This window comes from Comamonas sp. CAH-2 (genome assembly GCF_009668305.1).
Classification (GTDB): Bacteria; Pseudomonadota; Gammaproteobacteria; order Burkholderiales; family Burkholderiaceae_C; genus Comamonas; species Comamonas aquatica.
Genome location: NZ_VSWF01000006.1, coordinates 27773 through 46485, shown reverse-complemented (window position 1 = coordinate 46485; position 18713 = coordinate 27773). Strand labels below are relative to the sequence as shown.

17 protein-coding genes are annotated in these 18713 nt (G+C 68.8%); 11 read left to right on the top strand and 6 right to left on the bottom strand.

The features are described from left to right. Positions 1-28 precede the first annotated feature (28 nt). From FYM52_RS06045 to arsC, 10 genes are all read left to right on the top strand, one after another. On the top strand, positions 29-6118 hold the full coding sequence (locus FYM52_RS06045; RefSeq protein WP_154163446.1) for an Hpt domain-containing protein: 6090 nt from the start codon (positions 29-31) through the stop codon (positions 6116-6118). A 194-nt stretch (positions 6119-6312) separates the two neighbouring features. Beyond that, positions 6313-6912 carry a YqgE/AlgH family protein gene (locus tag FYM52_RS06040; protein WP_042415187.1) on the top strand — a complete coding sequence of 200 codons (600 nt, stop codon included), beginning with the start codon at positions 6313-6315 and terminating at the stop codon, positions 6910-6912. Then, positions 6909-7361: a Holliday junction resolvase RuvX gene (gene ruvX, locus FYM52_RS06035; RefSeq protein ID WP_154163445.1), complete on the top strand. Its 453-nt coding sequence runs from the start codon at positions 6909-6911 to the stop codon at positions 7359-7361. Before FYM52_RS06040 ends, ruvX begins: the two co-directional genes overlap by 4 nt. Next, positions 7358-7867, top strand: coding sequence for a bifunctional pyr operon transcriptional regulator/uracil phosphoribosyltransferase PyrR (gene pyrR, locus FYM52_RS06030; protein WP_042415181.1), 510 nt, complete (start codon positions 7358-7360; stop codon positions 7865-7867). The genes ruvX and pyrR overlap by 4 nt, the downstream gene beginning before the upstream one ends. Before the next feature lies 1 nt (position 7868). Further along, positions 7869-8831, top strand: coding sequence for an aspartate carbamoyltransferase catalytic subunit (locus FYM52_RS06025; protein WP_042415178.1), 963 nt, complete (start codon positions 7869-7871; stop codon positions 8829-8831). Positions 8832-9040: 209 nt separating this feature from the next. Next, complete coding sequence (locus FYM52_RS06020; RefSeq protein WP_154163443.1) at positions 9041-10336, top strand: dihydroorotase; 1296 nt, start codon at positions 9041-9043, stop codon at positions 10334-10336. Positions 10337-10444: 108 nt separating this feature from the next. Next, the gene (locus FYM52_RS06015) at positions 10445-11218 is read left to right on the top strand and encodes a 1-acyl-sn-glycerol-3-phosphate acyltransferase (RefSeq protein WP_238826140.1); all 774 of its coding nucleotides are present in this window, start codon (positions 10445-10447) and stop codon (positions 11216-11218) included. A gap of 87 nt (positions 11219-11305) precedes the next feature. Continuing rightward, positions 11306-12727: a dihydrolipoyl dehydrogenase gene (locus tag FYM52_RS06010; protein ID WP_154163441.1), complete on the top strand. Its 1422-nt coding sequence runs from the start codon at positions 11306-11308 to the stop codon at positions 12725-12727. A gap of 51 nt (positions 12728-12778) precedes the next feature. Then, entirely contained in the window at positions 12779-13174 is a 396-nt protein-coding gene (locus FYM52_RS06005; RefSeq protein WP_162524661.1) for a DUF423 domain-containing protein, read from the top strand. Between the two features lie 63 nt (positions 13175-13237). Next, positions 13238-13588: an arsenate reductase (glutaredoxin) gene (gene arsC / locus FYM52_RS06000; RefSeq protein ID WP_042415164.1), complete on the top strand. Its 351-nt coding sequence runs from the start codon at positions 13238-13240 to the stop codon at positions 13586-13588. 547 nt (positions 13589-14135) lie between these two features. On the opposite strand, the gene FYM52_RS05995 is transcribed toward arsC, so the two are convergent. The 6 genes from FYM52_RS05995 to ureE all read right to left on the bottom strand — a co-directional run bounded on the left by FYM52_RS05995 (position 14136) and on the right by ureE (position 18154). After that, positions 14136-15218: a DUF697 domain-containing protein gene (locus FYM52_RS05995; protein ID WP_162524660.1), complete on the bottom strand. Its 1083-nt coding sequence runs from the start codon at positions 15216-15218 to the stop codon at positions 14136-14138. Positions 15219-15366: 148 nt separating this feature from the next. Next, complete coding sequence (ureG, locus tag FYM52_RS05990; protein ID WP_042415155.1) at positions 15367-16029, bottom strand: urease accessory protein UreG; 663 nt, start codon at positions 16027-16029, stop codon at positions 15367-15369. Positions 16030-16058: 29 nt separating this feature from the next. Continuing rightward, positions 16059-16391, bottom strand: a complete 333-nt coding sequence (locus tag FYM52_RS05985; protein ID WP_154163438.1) for an antibiotic biosynthesis monooxygenase — start codon at positions 16389-16391, stop codon at positions 16059-16061. A gap of 11 nt (positions 16392-16402) precedes the next feature. Then, positions 16403-17101, bottom strand: coding sequence for an urease accessory protein UreF (locus tag FYM52_RS05980; protein ID WP_154163437.1), 699 nt, complete (start codon positions 17099-17101; stop codon positions 16403-16405). A gap of 1 nt (position 17102) precedes the next feature. Continuing rightward, a complete protein-coding gene (locus tag FYM52_RS05975; RefSeq protein WP_154163436.1) occupies positions 17103-17438 on the bottom strand; it encodes a multidrug efflux SMR transporter in 336 nt (111 codons plus the stop codon). Beyond that, positions 17435-18154, bottom strand: coding sequence for an urease accessory protein UreE (gene ureE / locus FYM52_RS05970; protein WP_154163435.1), 720 nt, complete (start codon positions 18152-18154; stop codon positions 17435-17437). Before ureE ends, FYM52_RS05975 begins: the two co-directional genes overlap by 4 nt. A gap of 81 nt (positions 18155-18235) precedes the next feature. Here ureE and FYM52_RS05965 point away from each other — a divergent pair, with 81 nt between their 5' ends. Beyond that, positions 18236-18709, top strand: a complete 474-nt coding sequence (locus FYM52_RS05965) for a gamma-glutamylcyclotransferase family protein (protein ID WP_154163434.1) — start codon at positions 18236-18238, stop codon at positions 18707-18709. The last annotated feature ends 4 nt before the right edge of the window (positions 18710-18713 follow it).

Sequence of the window (18713 nt, the reverse complement as noted above, 5' to 3'; positions counted from 1 at the left end):
TGCGGCTGGGAGAAGCCAAGGATGAACCATGTCACCAACTGAAGCCACCGCACCGATCGGGCATGTTTCCCAGAGCGACCGGGATCTCGGACCGCTGGCCTGGGTGCTTGACGAACTGCGCAAGTCGATGGACGCCGCCGTCAAGGCGACGCGTCGTTTTGTGCGCGAGGCCGAAGAGGCCCGCGATTCGGACCTGGCGGCGCTGGACAGCAGTCCCTTGCGCATGGCCAAGCAGCAGTTGCACCAGTCCAGCGGTGCCCTGGACATGGTGGGCATGCCCCAGGCTGCGCTGTTGCTGCGGGCCATGGAAACGGCGATGCAGCACTATGTGCAGCAACCCGCGGATTGCACCGAGGCCGTGGCCTTGACCCTGGAAAAAGCCAGCTTTGCCTTGCTGGAGTTCCTGGAGTCGGTGCTGGCCGGCAAGCCGGTCTCTGCCGTGGCGCTGTTCCCGCAGTACCGCGACGTGCAGGCCTTGTTCGGCAACCACACCAAGGTGCACCCGGCCGACCTGTGGCCGGTGGAACGCCGACTGCGCGACCCGGCGCTGCCGTACGAGGTGTCGCCGCTGGGCTATGGCCCCGAGCCCCGCAAGGTGCTGGATACGTCGGTCTTGCAGATCGTCAAGGGCAGTGAGGTGGCCCCTGCTGGCGAGCGCATGCGGGAAATCTGCCTGGGTTTTGCCCAGGCCCAGACCGATGTGCAGATGCGCATCTTCTGGAAGGTGGCCGCGGCGTTTTTCGATGCGATGGCGCACGGCCTGCTCAAGCCCGACATCTACACCAAACGCGTGGCCTCGCGGCTGTTGACGGTGAGTGCGGCCCTGGCCAAAAGCGATCCCGTCGCACCCGAGCGGCTGCTGCAGGACATGCTGTTCTTCTGTGCCCAGGCGGCGCAGGAAGGGCACCCCGGGCAGGCCGTGGCCGTGGTCTGGCGTGCGGTGCACGAGGCCTTCGATCTGCAGCGCCATGCGGTCGTCAATTACGAACAGCCGCGGTTTGGCCGTTTCGATCCCCACCTGCTGGCCCAGGCGCGCAAGCGGATTGCGACGGCCACCGAAGTCTGGTCGGCCCTGGCCGGGGGGGATGTCCAGAAATGCAAGCCTGCCGTGGACCAATTCACCCTGGTCTGCGATTCCTTGGTCAAGCTGCATCCGGGCAGCCTGCCCCTGGCCAGGGCCTTGATGCAGGTGGTGCACAGCGTGGCCACCCAGGCCCAGTCGCCGTCGCCAGAAGTGGCGATGGAGGTGGCCACGGCCGTGCTGTACCTGCAGGCGGCCTTCGCCTCGCTGGACATGGCCGACGATGCGATGGCTTCGCATGCCGACACTTTGGCGGGCCGTCTGCTGCAGGTGCTGGCCGGGCAACCGGCCCAGCCGCTGGAGCCCTGGATGGAGCAGCTGTACCGCCAGGTCAGCGACCAGCAGACCATGGGCAGCGTGGTGGGCGAATTGCGCGGCACCCTGGCCGATGCCGAAAAACTGCTGGACCAGTATTTCCGCAACCCTGCCGATACGGCGGTGCTGGCACCCGTGGCGGCGCATTTGTCGCAGATGCGTGGCGTGCTGTCGGTCCTGGGGCTGGACCAGGCCTCGCAGGCCATGGTGCGCATGCGCCAGAACGTGGAGCGCCTGCAGACCGAGCAGGTGCCGGAGGACGAACAGCACCGCCTGTTTAACAAAATGGGCAACAGCCTGGGCGCCTTGGGCTTTCTGATCGACATGCTCAGCTACCAGCGCAACTTGGCGCGCAAGCTCTACGAGTTCGATGAGCAAGAGGGCGAGCTGAAGCTGCTGATGGGGCGCGTGCGCCACCGTGCCAGCGATGGCGAGGGGCCGGCATCCCGGGAGGCCATGCAGGCCCGCGAGCCACAGAGTCCACCCCCTGTGGAGCTTGTCGCGCCGGAGGTCCCAGTCACTCCCGAGGCGGTGCCTGCCGCCGCCACAGAGGCCGTGTCGCAGCCATCCGCAGACCTTGCGCCGGCATCCAAGGCCGCAATCACGCCGCCTGTGGCGGACACCCAGGCCGTGGCTGCCCCTGTCCCCACACCCGTGTTGCAGGTGGAGCCGGAAGATACGGACGGCGAACTGCTGGGCATCTTCCTGGAAGAGGCCCGGGAGGTGGTGTCCAACGGCCGTGCAGCCTTGCAGGCCCTGGCCGAGGAGCCTGCCAACCTGAGCGAGCAAACCGTGCTGCGCCGGGCTTTCCATACGCTCAAGGGCAGCTCGCGCATGGTGGGGCTCGACGATTTCGGGCAGGCTGGATGGGCCATGGAGCAGATGCTCAACGCCTGGCTGGCTGAGCAGAAGGCCATGCCCGAGCCCATGCGGCAACTGTCCGGGCAGGCGCTGGATGCCTTCGAGGCCTGGGTCGGAGCGATCGAAGCCCAGGCGGACCAGCACTGGCAGTCCGCACCGTTTCGCGCCAGTGCCGATGCCATGCGCCTGGACGCCCGTTTCATTCCGCTGGACAGGCAGGCGGTGCAGGGCGCGGCAGCCACGGAGGTGGCACCGCCGGTGGCCGAGGTCGATGCGGCACAGTGGTCGACAGCGCAGGCCTTGGACCTCGAGGACCTGACGGCCAGTGCGCCAGCGTTGATCGAGGCTGCCGAGGCAGCGCCACCGGCTGCGTTCGACAGCCTGGACGTGGCAGCACTGTCGGGCGACGTGCCCGTGACGGCAGAAGCTGCTGCGCCGCTGGCGCCGGAGGCCGTGACCGAGGCATGGGCGGAGGAACCAGTCGCGGCGCTGCCCGCGCTGGAGGAGCCCGAGGCCCGTGCGATGGAGGTGCCGCAGGCCGAGGAAATCAGTTTTGACGAGTTCGATGCGCTGTTGCACGAGGCGGGCGACGGCATCTCTGCGCCCATCTTGCCGGTTGCGCCATCGCGTGAAGAGGTGGTGGAGCGGCCCGCGCCGTCCGAGGTGGCGGAGTCTGTGGAGGCGACCGCCGAAGCCGGGATGCTGGAGGATGTGGCCGCCACTGCCGAGCTCGATCCCGAGTCCGAGTCCGAGCTCATCTTGTCCGGGGTGGACGAGGTGCCCTTTGCTCCCGCGGCCATCCCCGCAGCCGATGCAGCGCCGGCGGAGCCGCCTGCCGCGCAGGTCAAGCAGATCGGGGATCTGTCGGTGCCTCTGCCCCTGTTCAACGTGTATCTGAGCGAGGCCGAGGGCTGGTCCTACCGTTTGCTGGATGCACTGACTGCCTGGCAGGAGAACCTGGAGGAAGCCCAGCCCGATTCCGTGATCGCGTGGGCCCACTCGCTGGCTGGCAGCTCGGCCACCGTCGGCTTCCAGGCACTGTCGGGCCTGGCACGCAAGCTGGAAGCCGCGCTGCAGCACGTGGAGCCCCAGGCCTGCGGTGTGGCCGAGCAGGTCCAGGTGTTTGTGCAGGCAGCGGAGGAAATCCGTGGTTTGCTGCACCAGTTTGCGGCCGGCTTCCTGCGCACGGCTTCGGCCGAGGTGCAGCAGCGTTTGCAGGACGTGCTGCAAGCCAATCTGGAGCTGGCGCCCGCACCGGTCGCGGCGCAAGCACCGGCCGAGGTGGACGAACCCCTGCCGCAGGCTGCCGCCGTGGCACAGGAGCGCAGTGCGCCGCTGGTGCCGCCATCCGATGCCGCGATGCCCCAGGCTGTGGTGGACGGCGACGATGACATCGATGCGTTCGATGTCATTGATCCGGACCTGTTCCCGATCTTTGAAGAGGAAGCGGTGGAACTGCTGCCCGTGTTGGGCGCCGCGATGCGGGAATGGGCAGGGCATCCGACGCGGCTTGAAGCCCGCAGCACCTTGCTGCGCGCCTTGCACACCCTCAAGGGCAGCGCCCGGCTGGCCGGTGCCTTGCGCCTGGGCGAAATGGCCCATCGCCTGGAGTCGGCGCTGGAGGCGCTGGATGTCGACACGGTCACCACCGAGCAGATCGAGCCGCTGTTCGGGCGCCTGGACAGCATGGAAGCCAGCTTCGGCCTGTTGCGCGCGGTGGGCGAGCAAGCCCCCGAAACCCCGGTCCGCATCGAACCGGTGGCCAGCAGCCTGGAGGGGGCACTGCCCGACGATGCCGTGCCGCCAGCCACGGCGGCGCAGCCCCAGGTGGCGAATGTGGTGGATGCCGCCCCCGCCCCGGCGGCCGTGGCACAGCCTGTGGCCGTGGCCCCAGAAGCGCCGCCACCAGCGCTGGCCGGTGGCGTGCGCCAGGGCGTGCAGCAGACCGTGCGCGTGCGCGCGCAGCTGCTGGACCGCCTGATCAACGAGGCTGGCGAGGTGATGATTGCCCGCTCGCGCCTGGATGAGCGGGTGGGCAGCATCAAGCATTCGCTCAACGACCTGACCCACAACCTCGAGCGTCTGCGCCACCAGCTGCGCGACATCGAGGTGCAGGCCGAATCCCAGATGCAGTCGCGCATGCAGCTGTCCAAGGAGGCGGGCGCGGACTTCGATCCGCTGGAATTTGACCGCTTCACCCGGGTGCAGGAGCTGACCCGCATGATGGCCGAGTCGGTCAACGACGTGGCCACGGTGCAACGCAACCTGCTGCGCGATGTGGCGGGGGCGGAAGACGATCTGGTGGCCCAGGGCCGCCAGGCGCGCGAGCTGCAGCGCGACCTGCTGCGCACGCGCATGGTGGAGTTCGATGCGATCTCGGAGCGCCTGTACGCTGTGGTGCGCATGACAGCCAAGGAAACCGGCAAGCAGGTGAAGCTGGGCCTGTCCGGCGGCACCATCGAGATGGACCGCGGCGTGCTGGAGCGCATGGTGCCAGCTTTCGAGCACCTGCTGCGCAACTGCGTGGACCATGGCATCGAGACCCCCGAGGAGCGCGTGGCCGCGGGCAAGCCGGCCACCGGCAGCATCCAGGTCCAGGTGCAGCAGGAAGGCAACGACGTGGCCGTCCGCGTCAGCGACGACGGCGCCGGCCTGAACGTGGCGCGCATCCGCGACAAGGCGCTGGAGCGTGGCCTGATCACGGCCGAGGAAACGGTGGATGCCGCCCGCGCGGCGCAGTTGGTGTTCATGCCGGGCTTCACCACGGCCGAGCAGCTGACCGGTGTGTCCGGTCGCGGCATCGGCATGGACGTGGTGCGCTCGGAAGTCCAGGCCCTGGGGGGGCGCATCGAGACCGTGACCCAGGACGGGCAGGGCTCGTCCTTCCGCCTGGTGCTGCCGCTGACCACGGCCGTGACGCAGGTGGTGATGCTGCGCGCGGGCGAGTTCTCGGTGGGCGTGCCCGCCAGCCTGGTCGAGGTGGTGCGCCGCGTCAGCCTGGCGGACCTGGAGGCGGCCTACCGCACCGGCGAGCTGGTCGATGGCGAGGATCGCGTGCCCTTCTTCTGGGCCGGTGCGGTGTGGAGCCAGTCGCCGCGCAGCCTGGAAGTCGGCGCCGGCAAGACGCGCCCCGTGGTCATCTGCCGCAGCGCCTCGCAGCGCATTGCGCTGCACGTGGACGAAGTGCTGGGCCACCAGGAAGTGGTGGTCAAGCACCTGGGGGCGCAGATGTCGCGCCTGCCGGGGCTGACCGGCATGTCGGTGCTGGCTTCCGGGGCGGTGGTGCTGATCTACAACCCGGTGGCGCTGACGGCCGTGTATGGCACGCAGATTCGCCAGCTGGGTGCGGGCCTGCCGGCCTTGCTGGACGCGCAGGCGGCCCAGCAGCTGCAGCACGCGATGGCGCCGCAGGTGCCGCTGTCCGGGATGCAGGCCGCCAGCCAGGTGCCCCTGGTGATGGTGGTGGACGATTCCATCACCGTGCGCCGTGTCTCGCAGCGCCTGCTGCAGCGCGAGGGCTACCGGGTGGTCACGGCGGCTGATGGCCTGCAGGCGCTGGAGCAGCTGCAGGAGGAGCTGCCCTGCGTGGTGCTGTCGGACATCGAGATGCCGCGCATGGACGGGTTCGACCTGCTGCGCAACATCCGCGCGCAGGCGCGGCTGCAGCACCTGCCCATCATCATGATCACCTCGCGCATGGCGCAAAAGCACCGCGATCTGGCCATGGAGCTGGGGGCCAACCACTACCTGGGCAAGCCGTATTCGGACGAGGAGCTGATGGGCCTGGTGCACCACTATGCCGTCGGCAAGCCGCTGCCGCTGGCGGCGGAATCCGCCGGTGCCGAGGCGGTCGATGGCTGATACGCGTGTGCTTCGATAAAAAGAGCTGCAAGAGCCTGTTTCTCAAGGGTTTGGCATATGAAAGTATGTGAACTCCTTGTGGATTCAGTGCAGGCAGCTCTTTTTTCTGAAAAAACCTGGTGCTGCAGCACCCGGCCCAAGGACATCGTGCGCGCCCCGGGCAGGTCGGTGGTTCGCCGCTAAAATGCCGGCTTATGCCCGCTGAATCTGCGCCTATCAATCTGACGCACCACTTCCTGATCGCCATGCCCGGTCTGGAAGATGAGTCGTTTTCTCGCAGCGTGGTGTATTTGTGTGAGCACAACGAGCGCGGTGCGCTCGGGCTGATCATCAACAAGCCCTCCACGCTGAGCCTGCAATCCCTGCTCAACAAGATCGACCTGCCCCTGGGGCGCGAGGACCTGCGCGAAGACCTGGTCTTCAAGGGCGGTCCGGTGCAGACCGACCGCGGCTTCGTGCTGCACGACCCCATCCTGATCGAGGGCGCCGAGGCCGATGAATCCGCCTACGCGTCCACCCTGGCCATTCCCGGCGGCCTGGAGATGACCACCTCCAAGGACGTGCTGGAGGCGATCGCCAACGGCGCCGGCCCGCGCCGCGTGCTGGTCACGCTGGGCTACGCCTCCTGGGGCGAAGGCCAGCTGGAGTCCGAGCTGGGCGAGAACGCCTGGCTGACCGTGGACGCCGACCCCCAGGTCATCTTCGACACCCCCGCCGAAGACCGCTACAACAAGGCCCTGGGCCTGCTGGGGCTGCAGCCCTGGATGCTGTCGCCCGAAGCAGGACACGCATGAACCCCGAGACTTCTTCCCCACGGCCCAGCAACGCTGCTGTACAGGCCGTGGATTTTCCTGCGCACATCCAGCAGTTCCTGGCTTTCGACTTTGGCACCAAGCGCACCGGGGCGGCCTCGGGCAACCGCGTGTTCGGCGGTGCCAGTCCCCTGCCCACCATCAAGGCCGAGGGCGCGGATGCGCGCTTTGCGGCGATCGAGCAACTGATCCGGGAATGGCAGCCCCAGGCCCTGGTGATTGGCGTGCCCTACCACCCGGACGGTGCGCCGCACGAGAACACGGCCCGGGCGCTGAAGTTCGGGCGCCAGCTGCGCGGCCGCTTCCGCCTGCCGGTGTATGAAGTGGATGAGCGCTACAGCACCACCGAGGCCCTGGCCAGTGGTGCCAAGGATGCCGATGCCGCGTCGGCCTGCATCATCCTGGAGCAATTTTTGAGGAGTCTTCCATGAGTCTTTCCGCTGGTTCTTTGGTCCTGGACGCCGAAGCCCTGTACCGTGAACTGCTGCGTGGCGTGCGCAGCCTGATGGGCCCGAACACCCAGCTGGCCGGCGTGGCCTCCGGCGGCGCCTGGCTGGTCGAGCGCCTGCACAAGGACCTGGGGTTGGCTGGCAAGCCGGGCGTGCTGTCCTCGGCCCTGCACCGCGACGACTTCGCCCAGCGCGGCATGGCGCAGAGCGTGCAGACCCAGCTGGACTTCGACGTGAACGGCGCCGACATCCTGGTGCTGGACGATGTGCTCTACACCGGCCGCACGGTGCGCGCCATCCTCAACGAGCTGTACGACTATGGCCGCCCCGGTTGCGTGCGCCTGGCCGTGCTGGTGGACCGCGGCGGCCGTGAGCTGCCTGTGGCCGCCGAATTTGCCGCCGCGCGTGTGGCGCTGCCCGCCAGCCAGTCGCTGGCGCTGGCGCGCACAGAAGACGGCACCTTCCAATTTGAAGTCAAAGAGGCATAACGTGCTGTACAAGCGCAACCCCCAACTGAACAAGAACGGCGAGCTGATCCACCTGCTGTCCACCGAAGGGCTGTCCAAGGACATCCTGACCCACATCCTGGACACGGCCAGCAACTTCGTCAGCGTCAACGACCGCGAAGTCAAGAAAGTGCCGCTGCTGCGCGGCAAGAGCGTGTTCAACCTGTTCTTCGAGAACAGCACGCGCACCCGCACCACGTTTGAAATTGCCGCCAAGCGCCTGTCGGCCGACGTGTTCAACCTGGACATCGCGCGCAGCTCGGCCAGCAAGGGCGAGACGCTGCTGGACACCATCGACAACCTGAGCGCCATGGCCGCCGACATCTTTGTGGTGCGCCACAGTGAGTCGGGCGCGCCGTACCTGATCGCCCAGCACGTGGCCCCCCACGTGCACGTGGTCAATGCCGGTGACGGTCGCCACGCACACCCCACGCAGGGTTTGCTGGACATGTACACCATCCGTCACTACAAAAAAGATTTCTCCAACCTGCGCGTGGCGATTGTGGGCGACGTGCTGCACTCGCGCGTGGCGCGCTCGGACATCCATGCGCTGACCACGCTGGGCGCGGCCGAAGTGCGCGTGGTGGGCCCCCGCACCCTGGTGCCTGCCGATCTGGCCAGCATGGGCGTGCGCGTGTTCCACAACCTGGAAGAGGGCATCAAGGACTGCGACGTCATCATCATGCTGCGCCTGCAGAACGAGCGCATGAGCGGTGCCCTGCTGCCGTCCAGTCAGGAGTATTTCAAGAGCTTCGGCCTGACCGAAAAGCGCCTGCAGCTGGCCAAGCCCGATGCCATCGTCATGCACCCCGGCCCCATCAACCGCGGTGTGGAGATCGACTCCGCCGTGGTCGACGGCCCGCAGGCCGTGATCCTGTCGCAGGTGACCTTCGGCATCGCAGTGCGCATGGCGGTGATGTCCATCGTGGCGGGGAATGAAGCTTAAGCACCCCCTGAGCCGCTGCACGGCTTCCCCCTCTCTGCGCTGCGCGCGAGGGGGACGGCACCTTCGCGTCGGGGAGGCCCTAGCTCGGTGCCCCTGCGAAAGTGGGCCAGGCCAGCCGTGGCTGTGCGCTGGGTGGGGCGGGTGAAGATGTTTTTGATAGCTGCTAGCGCTTGCTGGGTAAGGGCTAGTGGCCAATTGGGTGATTAACCATGAAAATCTTGATTCAAAACGGCCGCGTGATCGATCCGGCCCGTGGTTTTGACCAGGTCTGTGATGTGGCGCTGGCCACCGGCCGGGTGGTGGCCATCGGCCAGGCGCCCGCCGGGTTTGAGGCGGACCGTGTGATCGACGCCAGCGGCCAGTGGGTGCTGCCCGGTCTGGTGGACCTGGCCGTGCGCCTGCGCGAGCCGGGGCATGAGCACGAAGGCATGCTGGCCTCCGAAATGGCCGCCAGCGTGGCCGGTGGTGTGACCAGCCTGGTGTGCCTGCCCGACACCGACCCGGTGCTGGACGAGCAGGGCCTGGTGGAAATGCTCAAGCTGCGCGCCAAGAAGCTGCACCAGTCGCGCCTGTTCCCCATGGGGGCGCTGACCAAGGGTCTGGAAGGCGCGGTGCTGACCGAGATGGCCGAGCTGACCGAGTCCGGCTGCGTGGCCTTCGGCCAGGCGGACACGCCGCTGTCCAGCATCACCACGCTGAGCCGCGCGCTGGCCTATGCCAACACCTTCGGCTATGCCGTGTGGCTGCGTCCCCAGGACAAGGACCTGGGCAAGGGCGTGGCGGCCAGCGGGGCCCTGGCCACGCGCATGGGCCTGTCCGGTGTGCCGGTGGCGGCCGAGACAATTGCGCTGCACACCATCTTTGAGCTGATCCGTGGCTCGCAGACCCGCGTGCACCTGTGCCGACTGTCCAGCGCCGCTGGCGTGGAGCTGGTGCGCAAGGCCAAGGCCGAGGGCCTGAATGTGACGGCCGACGTGTCCATCAACTCGCTGCACCTGACCGAAAACGACCTCGGCTACTTCGACAGCAGCGCCCGCCTGGTGCCGGTGCTGCGCCAGCAGCGCGACCGCGAGGCACTGAGCGCGGCCCTGGCCGACGGCACCATCGACGCCCTGGTTTCCGACCACTGCCCGGTGGACGATGACGCCAAGGTGCTGCCCTTTGCCGAGGCCGAGGCCGGCGCCACCGGCGTGGAGCTGCTGCTGTCGCTGGCCGTCAAGTGGTCGCAGGACCAGAACGTCCCCCTGACCCGCGCGCTGGAGGTGGTGACCGCTGCCCCCGCCCGCGTGCTGGGTCAGGCGCTGGGAACGCTGCAGGCCAGCCTGGGTCAGTTGGTGGAAGGTGGAGTGGCCGACCTGTGCGTCGTGCAACCCCAGGCCGCCTGGACCGTGGGACCCGAGGCGCTGGTCAGCCAGGGCAAGAGCACGCCCTTCCAGGGCTACGAGCTGCCCGCCCGCGTGCAATGCACCGTGGTGGCGGGCCACGTCGCTTTCGAGCGCGGCTGAGCCCAGGGCAGGGCGACCACCGGTGCGGGAAAGGTGACTGTATTTAACTTGTGAAGGAGGGCGGCCCGGATGGCTGGAACTTGGCGTGCGATCGGACGATTCACTCGGATGCTGCGGCACACCCTGCAGGGGCTGCGCCTGGCGCGCAACGGTTTCCACGATCTGGATGCGGCCAGCCAGCATCGCGCGGTCGAGCGCTGGGCCCGCGGCTTCCTGACCGAGGCCGGCGTGGCCCTGCAGGTCCAGGGCAGCCCCGTGGCCCAGGGCCCGGTGCTGCTGGTCGCCAACCACCAGTCCTGGCTGGACATTCCCACCCTGCACGCGGCGCGCCACTGCCGCTTTGTCTCCAAGGCCGAGATCGCCCGCTGGCCCCTGGTGGGAGCGCTGGCGCAGGCGGCCGGCACCCTGTTCGTGCAGCGCAGCGTGCGCCGGGACACCCAGCGCACCGTCCAGGCCATGGTCGAGGCCCTGCGCCACGGTGACGTCCTCACCGTCTTCCCCGAGGGCACGGTGGGCAATGGCCGTGACCTGTTGCCTTTTCACGGCAACATGCTGCAAGCGGCCATCGATGCCGACGTGCCGGTTCAGCCCGTGGCCATGACCTTTGTCGATGCCCGCACTGGCCAGGCATCGTATGTGCCCTGCGAGGCCACCCCCGACGAAGCCATGCTGCGCAGCCTGTGGCGCACGATTGCTACCGAGCACCTGGTGGCCGTGGTGCGCTACGGCGCGCCAGAGAAGGCCGAAGGTCGGGATCGCCGCACCTGGGCGCGCGACCTGCAGCAGCGCATCGAGTCGCTGCGCCGCAACCAGGAAGCACCGCACACACCCCAGCCGCAGACCGCGCCCGTCCCGCCCGTGGTGGCCGACCTGGCGCAATAGGCATTTACCGCAGCATGGCATCGTGGCCGCCGCGCTGCCGGTTTTGCACAATGGGGGCATCTTGCCCCGCTGACCAGGAGTGTGCACATGGCCCCTTCTTCCATGACCGTGGACGTTGCCGTCATCGGCGCCGGTACGGCAGGCATGAACGCGTACAGCACGCTGCGCCGGGCCGGCGCCCGGGCGGTGCTGATCGACCAGGGGCCGCTGGGCACCACCTGCGCGCGTGTGGGCTGCATGCCCTCCAAGGCCGTGCTGCACGCCGCCCAGCGCTGGGACGGTTTGCGCCAGCTGATGCCGGCCGGCATGCCGCAGGCGCAATGGCGGGCGGCCCTGCCCAAGGGGTATGCCACGCCGCAGCAGCTGTGGCAGGAGGCCCTGCAGATCCGCGACCAGTTGGTGCAAGGCAATGTGCGCCAGCTGCATGCCCTGGCTGACAGCGATCTGCTGCAGACCGGGGCACGCTTTGCGGCCCCCGACCTGCTGGAGCTGGGCGACGGCCGCCGCGTGCAGGCGCGTGCCTTTGTGGTGGCGACCGGCTCCGAAGCCCGCAAGCCAGCGCAACTGCAGGAACAGCTGGGTGCGGCGCTGATCACGACCGATGAACTGTTTGCCCTGCACGACCTGCCGCACAGCGTGGCGGTGTGGGGGATGGGGGCCATCGGCCTGGAGATGGGCGTGGCCCTTTCGCGCCTGGGGGTGCAGGTGGTGGCGACGGGGCGCAATCCGGTGCTGGCCAAGATCGCCGACCCCGAGGTGGCCAAGGCGGCCCAGACCTATTTCGCCCACCAGATGCCCATGGCCCTGGGGTGCCGCGACGTGCTGGCCGAGCGCCGCGGCGACATGGTGCGCTTCGAGGCCGGCGCCCTCAAGGCCGATGTGCAGTATGTGCTGGTCACCCAGGGGCGCAGCCCCCGGCTGGCGGACCTGGCGCTGGACCAGGCCGGGGTGCGTTTTGATGCCCAGGGCCGGCCGCTGTGGGACCGCGCCAGCCTGCGCTGCCTGGACAGCCGGGTGTTCCTGGCGGGCGACGCCACGGGCGAGCGCCCGCTGATGCACGAGGCCGCGCAGGAGGGTACGATCGCCGCCCAGCAGGCCTTGCGCGCAGTGGGCGACGCCCGCTGGCAGGACCTGCCGGTGCGCGGGCGCAGTGTGCCCCTGTCCATCGTCTTCAGCGCCCCGGATGTGGCCGAGGTGGGGCTGCGTTTCTCCGAGCTGCCGCCCGAGGCGGTGGTGGTCACGGCCCGGGGCGCGGGCAATGGCCGCTCCAAGATCATGCAGGCCCCCGAGCACGTGCTGCGCCTGTACGCCGACCCGGCCAGCCGCCAGTTGCTGGGTGCCAGCCTGCTGTGCGCCGGGGGCGAGCACCTGGCCCACCTGCTGGCCTGGGCGATCCAGCGTGCGGACACTGTGGAGCAACTGCTGGCACTGCCCTACTACCACCCGACGGTGGAGGAAATGCTGGACAACGCCTTGCGCGACCTGCGCAAGCAGCTGCGTGCGGCCTGAGCGCCGCACGGCCGATAATCGGGGCTTTGCTGGGGAATGAGGGAGTCGAGCATGCGCAACTGGTGGCTGCCTGTGGCCGCGTTTTTGGGACTGACGGCGGTCGGCATGGCCGCCTACGCTTCGCACGGTCTGGGGTTCATTGTCGATCCGCAGGTCCGTGAGGCCACGCGCGCCTCGCTGCAACTGGCGGTGCAGCTGCAGATGTTCCATGCCCTGGCGCTGCTGGGCCTGGGCGTGGCGGCGCTGACCACGGCCGGCAACCGCTGGCTGTGCGCCGCGGGCGGGCTGTTTGTGCTGGGGCTGTTGTTGTTCAGCGGCCTGATCTATCTGCGCACCTTCACTGGGATCGAGACCTTCCGCCCGTTCGTGCCCTGGGGCGGTACCTGCCTGATGCTGGGCTGGTTGAGCCTGGGCATCGGCGGCTGGAAGCTGGCGCGCCGGGCCTGAAGACGCATGGGGGATCTCGTGCCGAGATCGCCCGTGGGCGTGCGGCGGCCTACACTTGCCGCCATGAGCGATATCACCATCTTCCACAACAACCGCTGCAGCAACTCGCGCGGCGCCCTGGAGCTGCTGCGCGCGCGCGGCATTGAGCCCAACATCGTCGACTACATCGCCACGCCGCTGACGGCCCCCGAACTGGCCGAGTTGGTGGCCCACATCGGCGTGCCGGTGCGCGAGCTGCTGCGCACCAAGGAAGCGGCCTACCAAGCGCTGGGACTGGACCAGCCGGCGGTGAGCGACGCCCAGATCCTGCTGGCCGTGGCCCAGCACCCGCAGCTGCTGAACCGCCCGATCGTGGTCACGCCCAAGGGCGCGGCGCTGTGCCGCCCGCCCGAGAAGGTGCTGGCGCTGCTGTAATCAGCAGCCCGCGCGGAACTGCCAGTCGCGCGCTTCCTGGCGCTCCTCGCGCAGGCGCTCCATTTGCTGCACCGTGCCAACTGGTCGATCTTCTGGATGCGCCGGTCGCGGGCTTCGCACTGGCTGCGGTCCACACCGGATTTGCGTTGCGGCGGGGCCTTGGCCTGGGCCTTGTCCAGCTCGCGTTCCATGCGGTCCCAGGCCCGTTCTTCGCGGTCTGCATGGCGCCGTGTGGCACGGCGCTCTGCCGCGCCCTGGGTGGGGGGATGGACTTCCACGATGGGCTCGACCGGCACGGGCTTGCCGTCGGCGCACGGGGTGCTGCTGTAGCTGTTGCCGCAGCGGAAGACCTGGGCCTGGCCGCTGAGCGGCCACGCGGTGCAAGCCAGCCACACCGCGGTGGCGATCAGGGGGAGTCGGGGCGGGGGCAGGATGGGCATGTCCAGATGCTAGGCGTTTGCCGACAGGGGCTCAAGCGCAGCCATCCGGAAATAAAAAATCATAGCCGTCAGCGATTGCTGTGTATGCGCTGCAGCCAAAAAACACTTCAAGGCTTGTCCGGGCCGTCCTGGCGGCGGAGGGTCTGCTGCAGGCGCTGGGTGGCGGCCGAGGTGGTGCCGCGCACCTGGTGTACGGCCTGGTTCAGCCCCTGCGCCGTGGCCTGGTAGGCCGACTGGGTGGCTTCGCTGACGGAGCGGCCGGCCTGCTTGACGCTGTCTGCCGCGGCCTGGGCCGTGTGCAGCACGCCCTGCTTGAGGCGGCCGTACACCGCCTGGGTGATCTGCGTGCCGCAGTCCTTGACGATGCCGCCCAGCATCTGCGCCGCGCGGTGCGTGGCGTGGTGGCGCACCAGTTGGCGTTGCGGCAGGTGCTGCGGGGCGCAGTAGGCATCGGCCACTAGGCCGACGCGCAGCGTCAGAAAGGCGTTGGCGGCCCCGCTGGCCATGCTGTTGGTCAGCAACTGCCCCATGCCGCCCAGCCCGGGCACGCTGCCCATGGCGGCGGGCGTGGCCGATTGCACGATGGGAGCGGTCAGCTCGGCAAAGTCCACCTCGTCCAGCCCATAGGCGACCAGCACGCAGGCGCCGACATTGCCGTACAGGTAGGACAGCTGGCGCAGCGAGGGGCGCAGGCCATAGATGCGCGCAATGCGCCACACCAGCTGCACCTGGCTGACCAGCACCACCAGACCGTCCAGGCGCCCGTTCTGCAGCAGGGCCGTGCTGGCCAGCACGCTGGCGGCGCTGCGCCGGGTTTCGGTCTCGGCCGCATCGCGCAGCACGGTCAGCGCCGCCTCCACGTCCTGCGTGCTGTCCAGCGGGCGGCCTGCCAGCCGGGGGTTGCGCGCCAGGTGGGCGCGCAGGCGGGTGGCGTAGTCGGCCAGGGCCTGGGCATCGCCCTCGGGCGGGTGGCGCAGGGCCGGCGGCAGGCGCAGCAGCCAGACGCTGGGTGCCAGCACCGTGGCCACCAGCAGGGTCAGCAGGCTCCAGAACACGGGCTGCCCGGCCCCGGCATGCACGCGGTCGGCCGCATCGGCCAGCTGGCTGACCATGGCCACGGCAAACACAGCGCTCCAGACCACCAGGGCGCAGGTTCCCAGGAGCAGCAGGCGGGACGTGAAGCGGGACATGGGCGGCATCCTCCAAAGCAAAAAACGGCATCCAGTCTGCCTGAATGCCGTTGCTGGTGACAGCAGCCGGGGCATTGGGCGGCCCGGGCAGGCCCTTCTCTGCGCCGAGCAGCCGCAGGCTACCGCCCCTGCTGCCGTGGCGCTGCCTTCAGGCGCCGTGCAGCAGCCCCTGGCGCTCGATGAAGGCCACCACCTCGTCCAGGCCTTCCAGCGTCTTGAGGTTGGTCATCACAAAGGGCTTGAGGCCCTTGGGCGTCGTGCGCTGCTTCACGGTGTCGCTGCGCATGATGGCCAGATCGGCGCCCACGTGCGGGGCCAGGTCGGTCTTGTTGATGACGAACAGGTCGCTCTTGGTGATGCCGGGGCCGCCCTTGCGCGGGATCTTCTCGCCCGCGGCCACGTCGATCACGTAGATGGTCAGGTCCGACAGCTCGGGGCTGAAGGTGGCGGCCAGGTTGTCGCCGCCGGATTCGATGAAGACGATGTCGGCATCCGGGAACTGGCCCAGCATGCGGTCGATGGCTTCCAGGTTGATGGAGGCGTCTTCGCGGATGGCGGTGTGCGGGCAGCCGCCGGTCTCCACGCCCATGATGCGCTCGGGTGGCAGGGCGCCGCTGATGGTCAGCAGGCGCTGGTCTTCCTTGGTGTAGATGTCGTTGGTGATCGCCACCAGGTCCCATTTCTCGCGCATGGCCTTGCACAGCATCTCGAGGATGGTGGTCTTGCCGGAGCCGACGGGCCCGCCGATGCCCACGCGCAGCGGGGGCAGCTTCTTGGTGCGGTGGGGGATGTGGTGCAGGGCGCTGGACATGGTCGGTGCTTTCTCAAAACAAGGGGGTCTCAGGGGTGCGTGCCATAGGCCCGTTCGACCTTGGCGATGCGCAGTTCAAAGTGCTGGTACCAGCGGGCGTGGCCCTGTGCCTGGGCCACCTGGTGTTCGGCGTGCTGTTTCCAGTCGCGGATGGCGGCTTCGCTGGTCCAGTAGGACACGGTGATGCCGAAGCCGTGGGCATCGCGGACGCTTTCCGCACCCAGGTAGCCGGGTTGCTGGCCGGCCAGCTCCAGCATGCGGTCGGCCATGGCGCCATAGCCCTGGTCGCCGGCGGTGCGCTGCGAGGTGAAGATGGCCGCGTAGTAGGGCGGCTGCGGGGTGGGGGCGAAACCAGGGGACATGGTGCGGGGGCTCAGCTGCGGAACAGTCGAGAGTACTGGTGTTCATGCCGCGCCGACAGAATCGCCAGCATCGGCGAGAAGGCCTGGCGTTCGGAATCGGGCAAGGCCAGGGCCAGTTCGACGGCGGCGGGAATCTCCTGCGTCAGGCGTGCCAGGATGCGCTGGCCGGCGCTTTGCCCCAGCGGCACGGCCTTGATGGCGGCCTGGACCATGTTCTCGGCCCAGCCAAAGGCATAGGCCAGCAGCGCATCGGGGGCGTGGGCCCCCGTCAGGTGCGCGGCCAGCGCAAACGCCAGGGGGTAGCTGGCGTCCTGCGCGGCCAGCCATTGCACCTGGGCCTGGATGGCGGCATCGCCGGCATGGCGGTTCTTCAGCCATTCGATCAGCGAGCGGCCCATCTGCTCGGTCTGCAGGCGCAGCTCGGCGCTTTCGCGGGTGTGGCGCACCCAGTCGTTCAGCTGGGCGAGGCGGGCCCGGTCCTGCGCCGCCCACGCCGGCAGGGCCTGGGCGATGGCGGCCATGTCGCCGCGCGACTGCGTCAGGTGCAACTGGTGGCGCAGCCACTCGGCGGCCTCGGCCTCCGTGGTGACGCGGCCGCTGTCGATGGCGGCCTCCAGCCCCTCGGAGTACGAAAACCCCCCGATCGGCAAGGCCGGCGAGGCCAGCCACATCAGCTGCAGGAAGGTGGCGGCGGTGGGATGGCTCAGCATCTCAGGCCCCCGTGTCGCTGCGCAGGGTGAGCAGCTTCAGGCCCACGATGCCCACCAGGATCAGGCCGAAGCAGGCCATGCGCGCCACGCTGCGGTCTTCGCCCAGCCACAGCATGCCGTAGGCGGCTGTGCCCACGGCGCCGATACCGACCCAGACCGCATACGCGGTCCCGACGGGAATGCTGCGCGTGGCCAGCGACAGCAGGTACATGCTGGCGGCGATGAAGCCGAGGCAGAACAGGCTGGGCCCCAGCCGCGTGAACCCTGCGGTGCGCGGCATGGCGGCGGCGTAGGCGATCTCGCACAGGCCGGCCGCGATCAGGTAGAGCCAGCTCATCCGCCACAGCCCTGGCCGGGGTGGTGGGCATGGTCGTGGTGATCGCAGTGGCCGCAGCCCGCCCCGCAGGCGCCCTGGGCCTTGGGCTGCGCATGCGCATGACCGCAGCCGCCAGCAGGCTGTGCCGGGGCGTGATCATGGCTGTGGTTGTGGTTGTGGCTGTGGCTGTGGCTGTGGCTGTGGCTGTGTGCATGCTCGTGCCCATGGGCATGCCCTGCCCCGTGGCTGTGGTGATGGTGGCTGTGTCCGTCGTGGGTCACATGGCCGCCATAGGCGCCGCCTTCGGGCTCGAACGGCAGATCGGCCGCCACCACGGTCATGTGCAGGCTGCGCAGCATGTCGGCCAGCACGTGGTCGGGTTCGATCTTCAGGTGGTCGGGCTGCAGCTCGATGGGCACATGGCGGTTGCCCAGGTGGTAGGCGGCACGCACCAGGTCAAAGGCCGTGCCGTTCGTGGCGCAGGCGGTGATCTTCAGCACGCGCTGGGGCGCGGCAATCGCACGGATCAGCGATCCGTCTTCGGCCACCAGCACGTCACCGCCGCGCACGGCCTGGCCGCGCGGCAGGAAGATGGCCAGTTCGCGGCCCTGGCTGTCGGTGGCGGCAAAGCGCGATTTCTGGCGCACGTCCCAGTCCAGCTCGACGGTGGCGGCGCGCTGCAGCAGCACTTTGGCCAGGCCTTGGCCCTGGGGCAGGAGTTTGTGGATGGTCAACATAGGTTACTTTCAAAAGGAGAGCTACAGACTGGCGCGCTTTGTGCATTCCCAAGCGCTTTCCTATCCAATAGCATGACAAACATGTCAACCCCCTCTGAACTCTCTCGGTCTGATAAGTCCGGCTGGCAGCCCTGCGGTGTGGGCCATGTGGCCGTCTACGGCACGCTGCGCGCCGGCGCAGTGAATGACATTGCGCGCTTGCGCGACGGCATGGTGATCACCGGCCGCACCACGCTGACGGGCACGTTGCACGACCTGGGCTGGTACCCCGGCCTGGTGCTGCAGGGCACGCAGCAGGTGCTGGCCGAGGTCTATCCGCTGGATGCGGCCCTGGAGCAGGTGCTCGACGGCTACGAAGGCATCTGGCCGCAGGACACGGGCGAATACACCAAGCGCACCCTCACCGTGCCCGTGGCCCTGACCGGTGGCGGCACGCAGATGCTGGCGGTGCTGGTCTACGAGGCCTTGCCAGCGACCGTGCAGGCCGCGCCGGTGATTGACAGCGGCGACTGGCTGGCGTGGTTCAAGGCCCATAAGACAGCTCCCGGCGCGTGAGCGC

Coding starts and splice junctions, on each gene's coding strand:
- FYM52_RS06045 (WP_154163446.1), top strand. CDS start 29: ATGTCACCAACTGAAGCCACCGCACCGATCGGGCATGTTTCCCAGAGC.
- FYM52_RS06040 (WP_042415187.1), top strand. CDS start 6,313: ATGCCCGCTGAATCTGCGCCTATCAATCTGACGCACCACTTCCTGATC.
- ruvX (WP_154163445.1), top strand. CDS start 6,909: ATGAACCCCGAGACTTCTTCCCCACGGCCCAGCAACGCTGCTGTACAG.
- pyrR (WP_042415181.1), top strand. CDS start 7,358: ATGAGTCTTTCCGCTGGTTCTTTGGTCCTGGACGCCGAAGCCCTGTAC.
- FYM52_RS06020 (WP_154163443.1), top strand. CDS start 9,041: ATGAAAATCTTGATTCAAAACGGCCGCGTGATCGATCCGGCCCGTGGT.
- FYM52_RS06015 (WP_238826140.1), top strand. CDS start 10,445: ATGCTGCGGCACACCCTGCAGGGGCTGCGCCTGGCGCGCAACGGTTTC.
- FYM52_RS06010 (WP_154163441.1), top strand. CDS start 11,306: ATGGCCCCTTCTTCCATGACCGTGGACGTTGCCGTCATCGGCGCCGGT.
- FYM52_RS06005 (WP_162524661.1), top strand. CDS start 12,779: ATGCGCAACTGGTGGCTGCCTGTGGCCGCGTTTTTGGGACTGACGGCG.
- arsC (WP_042415164.1), top strand. CDS start 13,238: ATGAGCGATATCACCATCTTCCACAACAACCGCTGCAGCAACTCGCGC.
- FYM52_RS05995 (WP_162524660.1), bottom strand. CDS start 15,218: ATGTCCCGCTTCACGTCCCGCCTGCTGCTCCTGGGAACCTGCGCCCTG.
- ureG (WP_042415155.1), bottom strand. CDS start 16,029: ATGTCCAGCGCCCTGCACCACATCCCCCACCGCACCAAGAAGCTGCCC.
- FYM52_RS05985 (WP_154163438.1), bottom strand. CDS start 16,391: ATGTCCCCTGGTTTCGCCCCCACCCCGCAGCCGCCCTACTACGCGGCC.
- FYM52_RS05980 (WP_154163437.1), bottom strand. CDS start 17,101: ATGCTGAGCCATCCCACCGCCGCCACCTTCCTGCAGCTGATGTGGCTG.
- FYM52_RS05975 (WP_154163436.1), bottom strand. CDS start 17,438: ATGAGCTGGCTCTACCTGATCGCGGCCGGCCTGTGCGAGATCGCCTAC.
- ureE (WP_154163435.1), bottom strand. CDS start 18,154: ATGTTGACCATCCACAAACTCCTGCCCCAGGGCCAAGGCCTGGCCAAA.
- FYM52_RS05965 (WP_154163434.1), top strand. CDS start 18,236: ATGTCAACCCCCTCTGAACTCTCTCGGTCTGATAAGTCCGGCTGGCAG.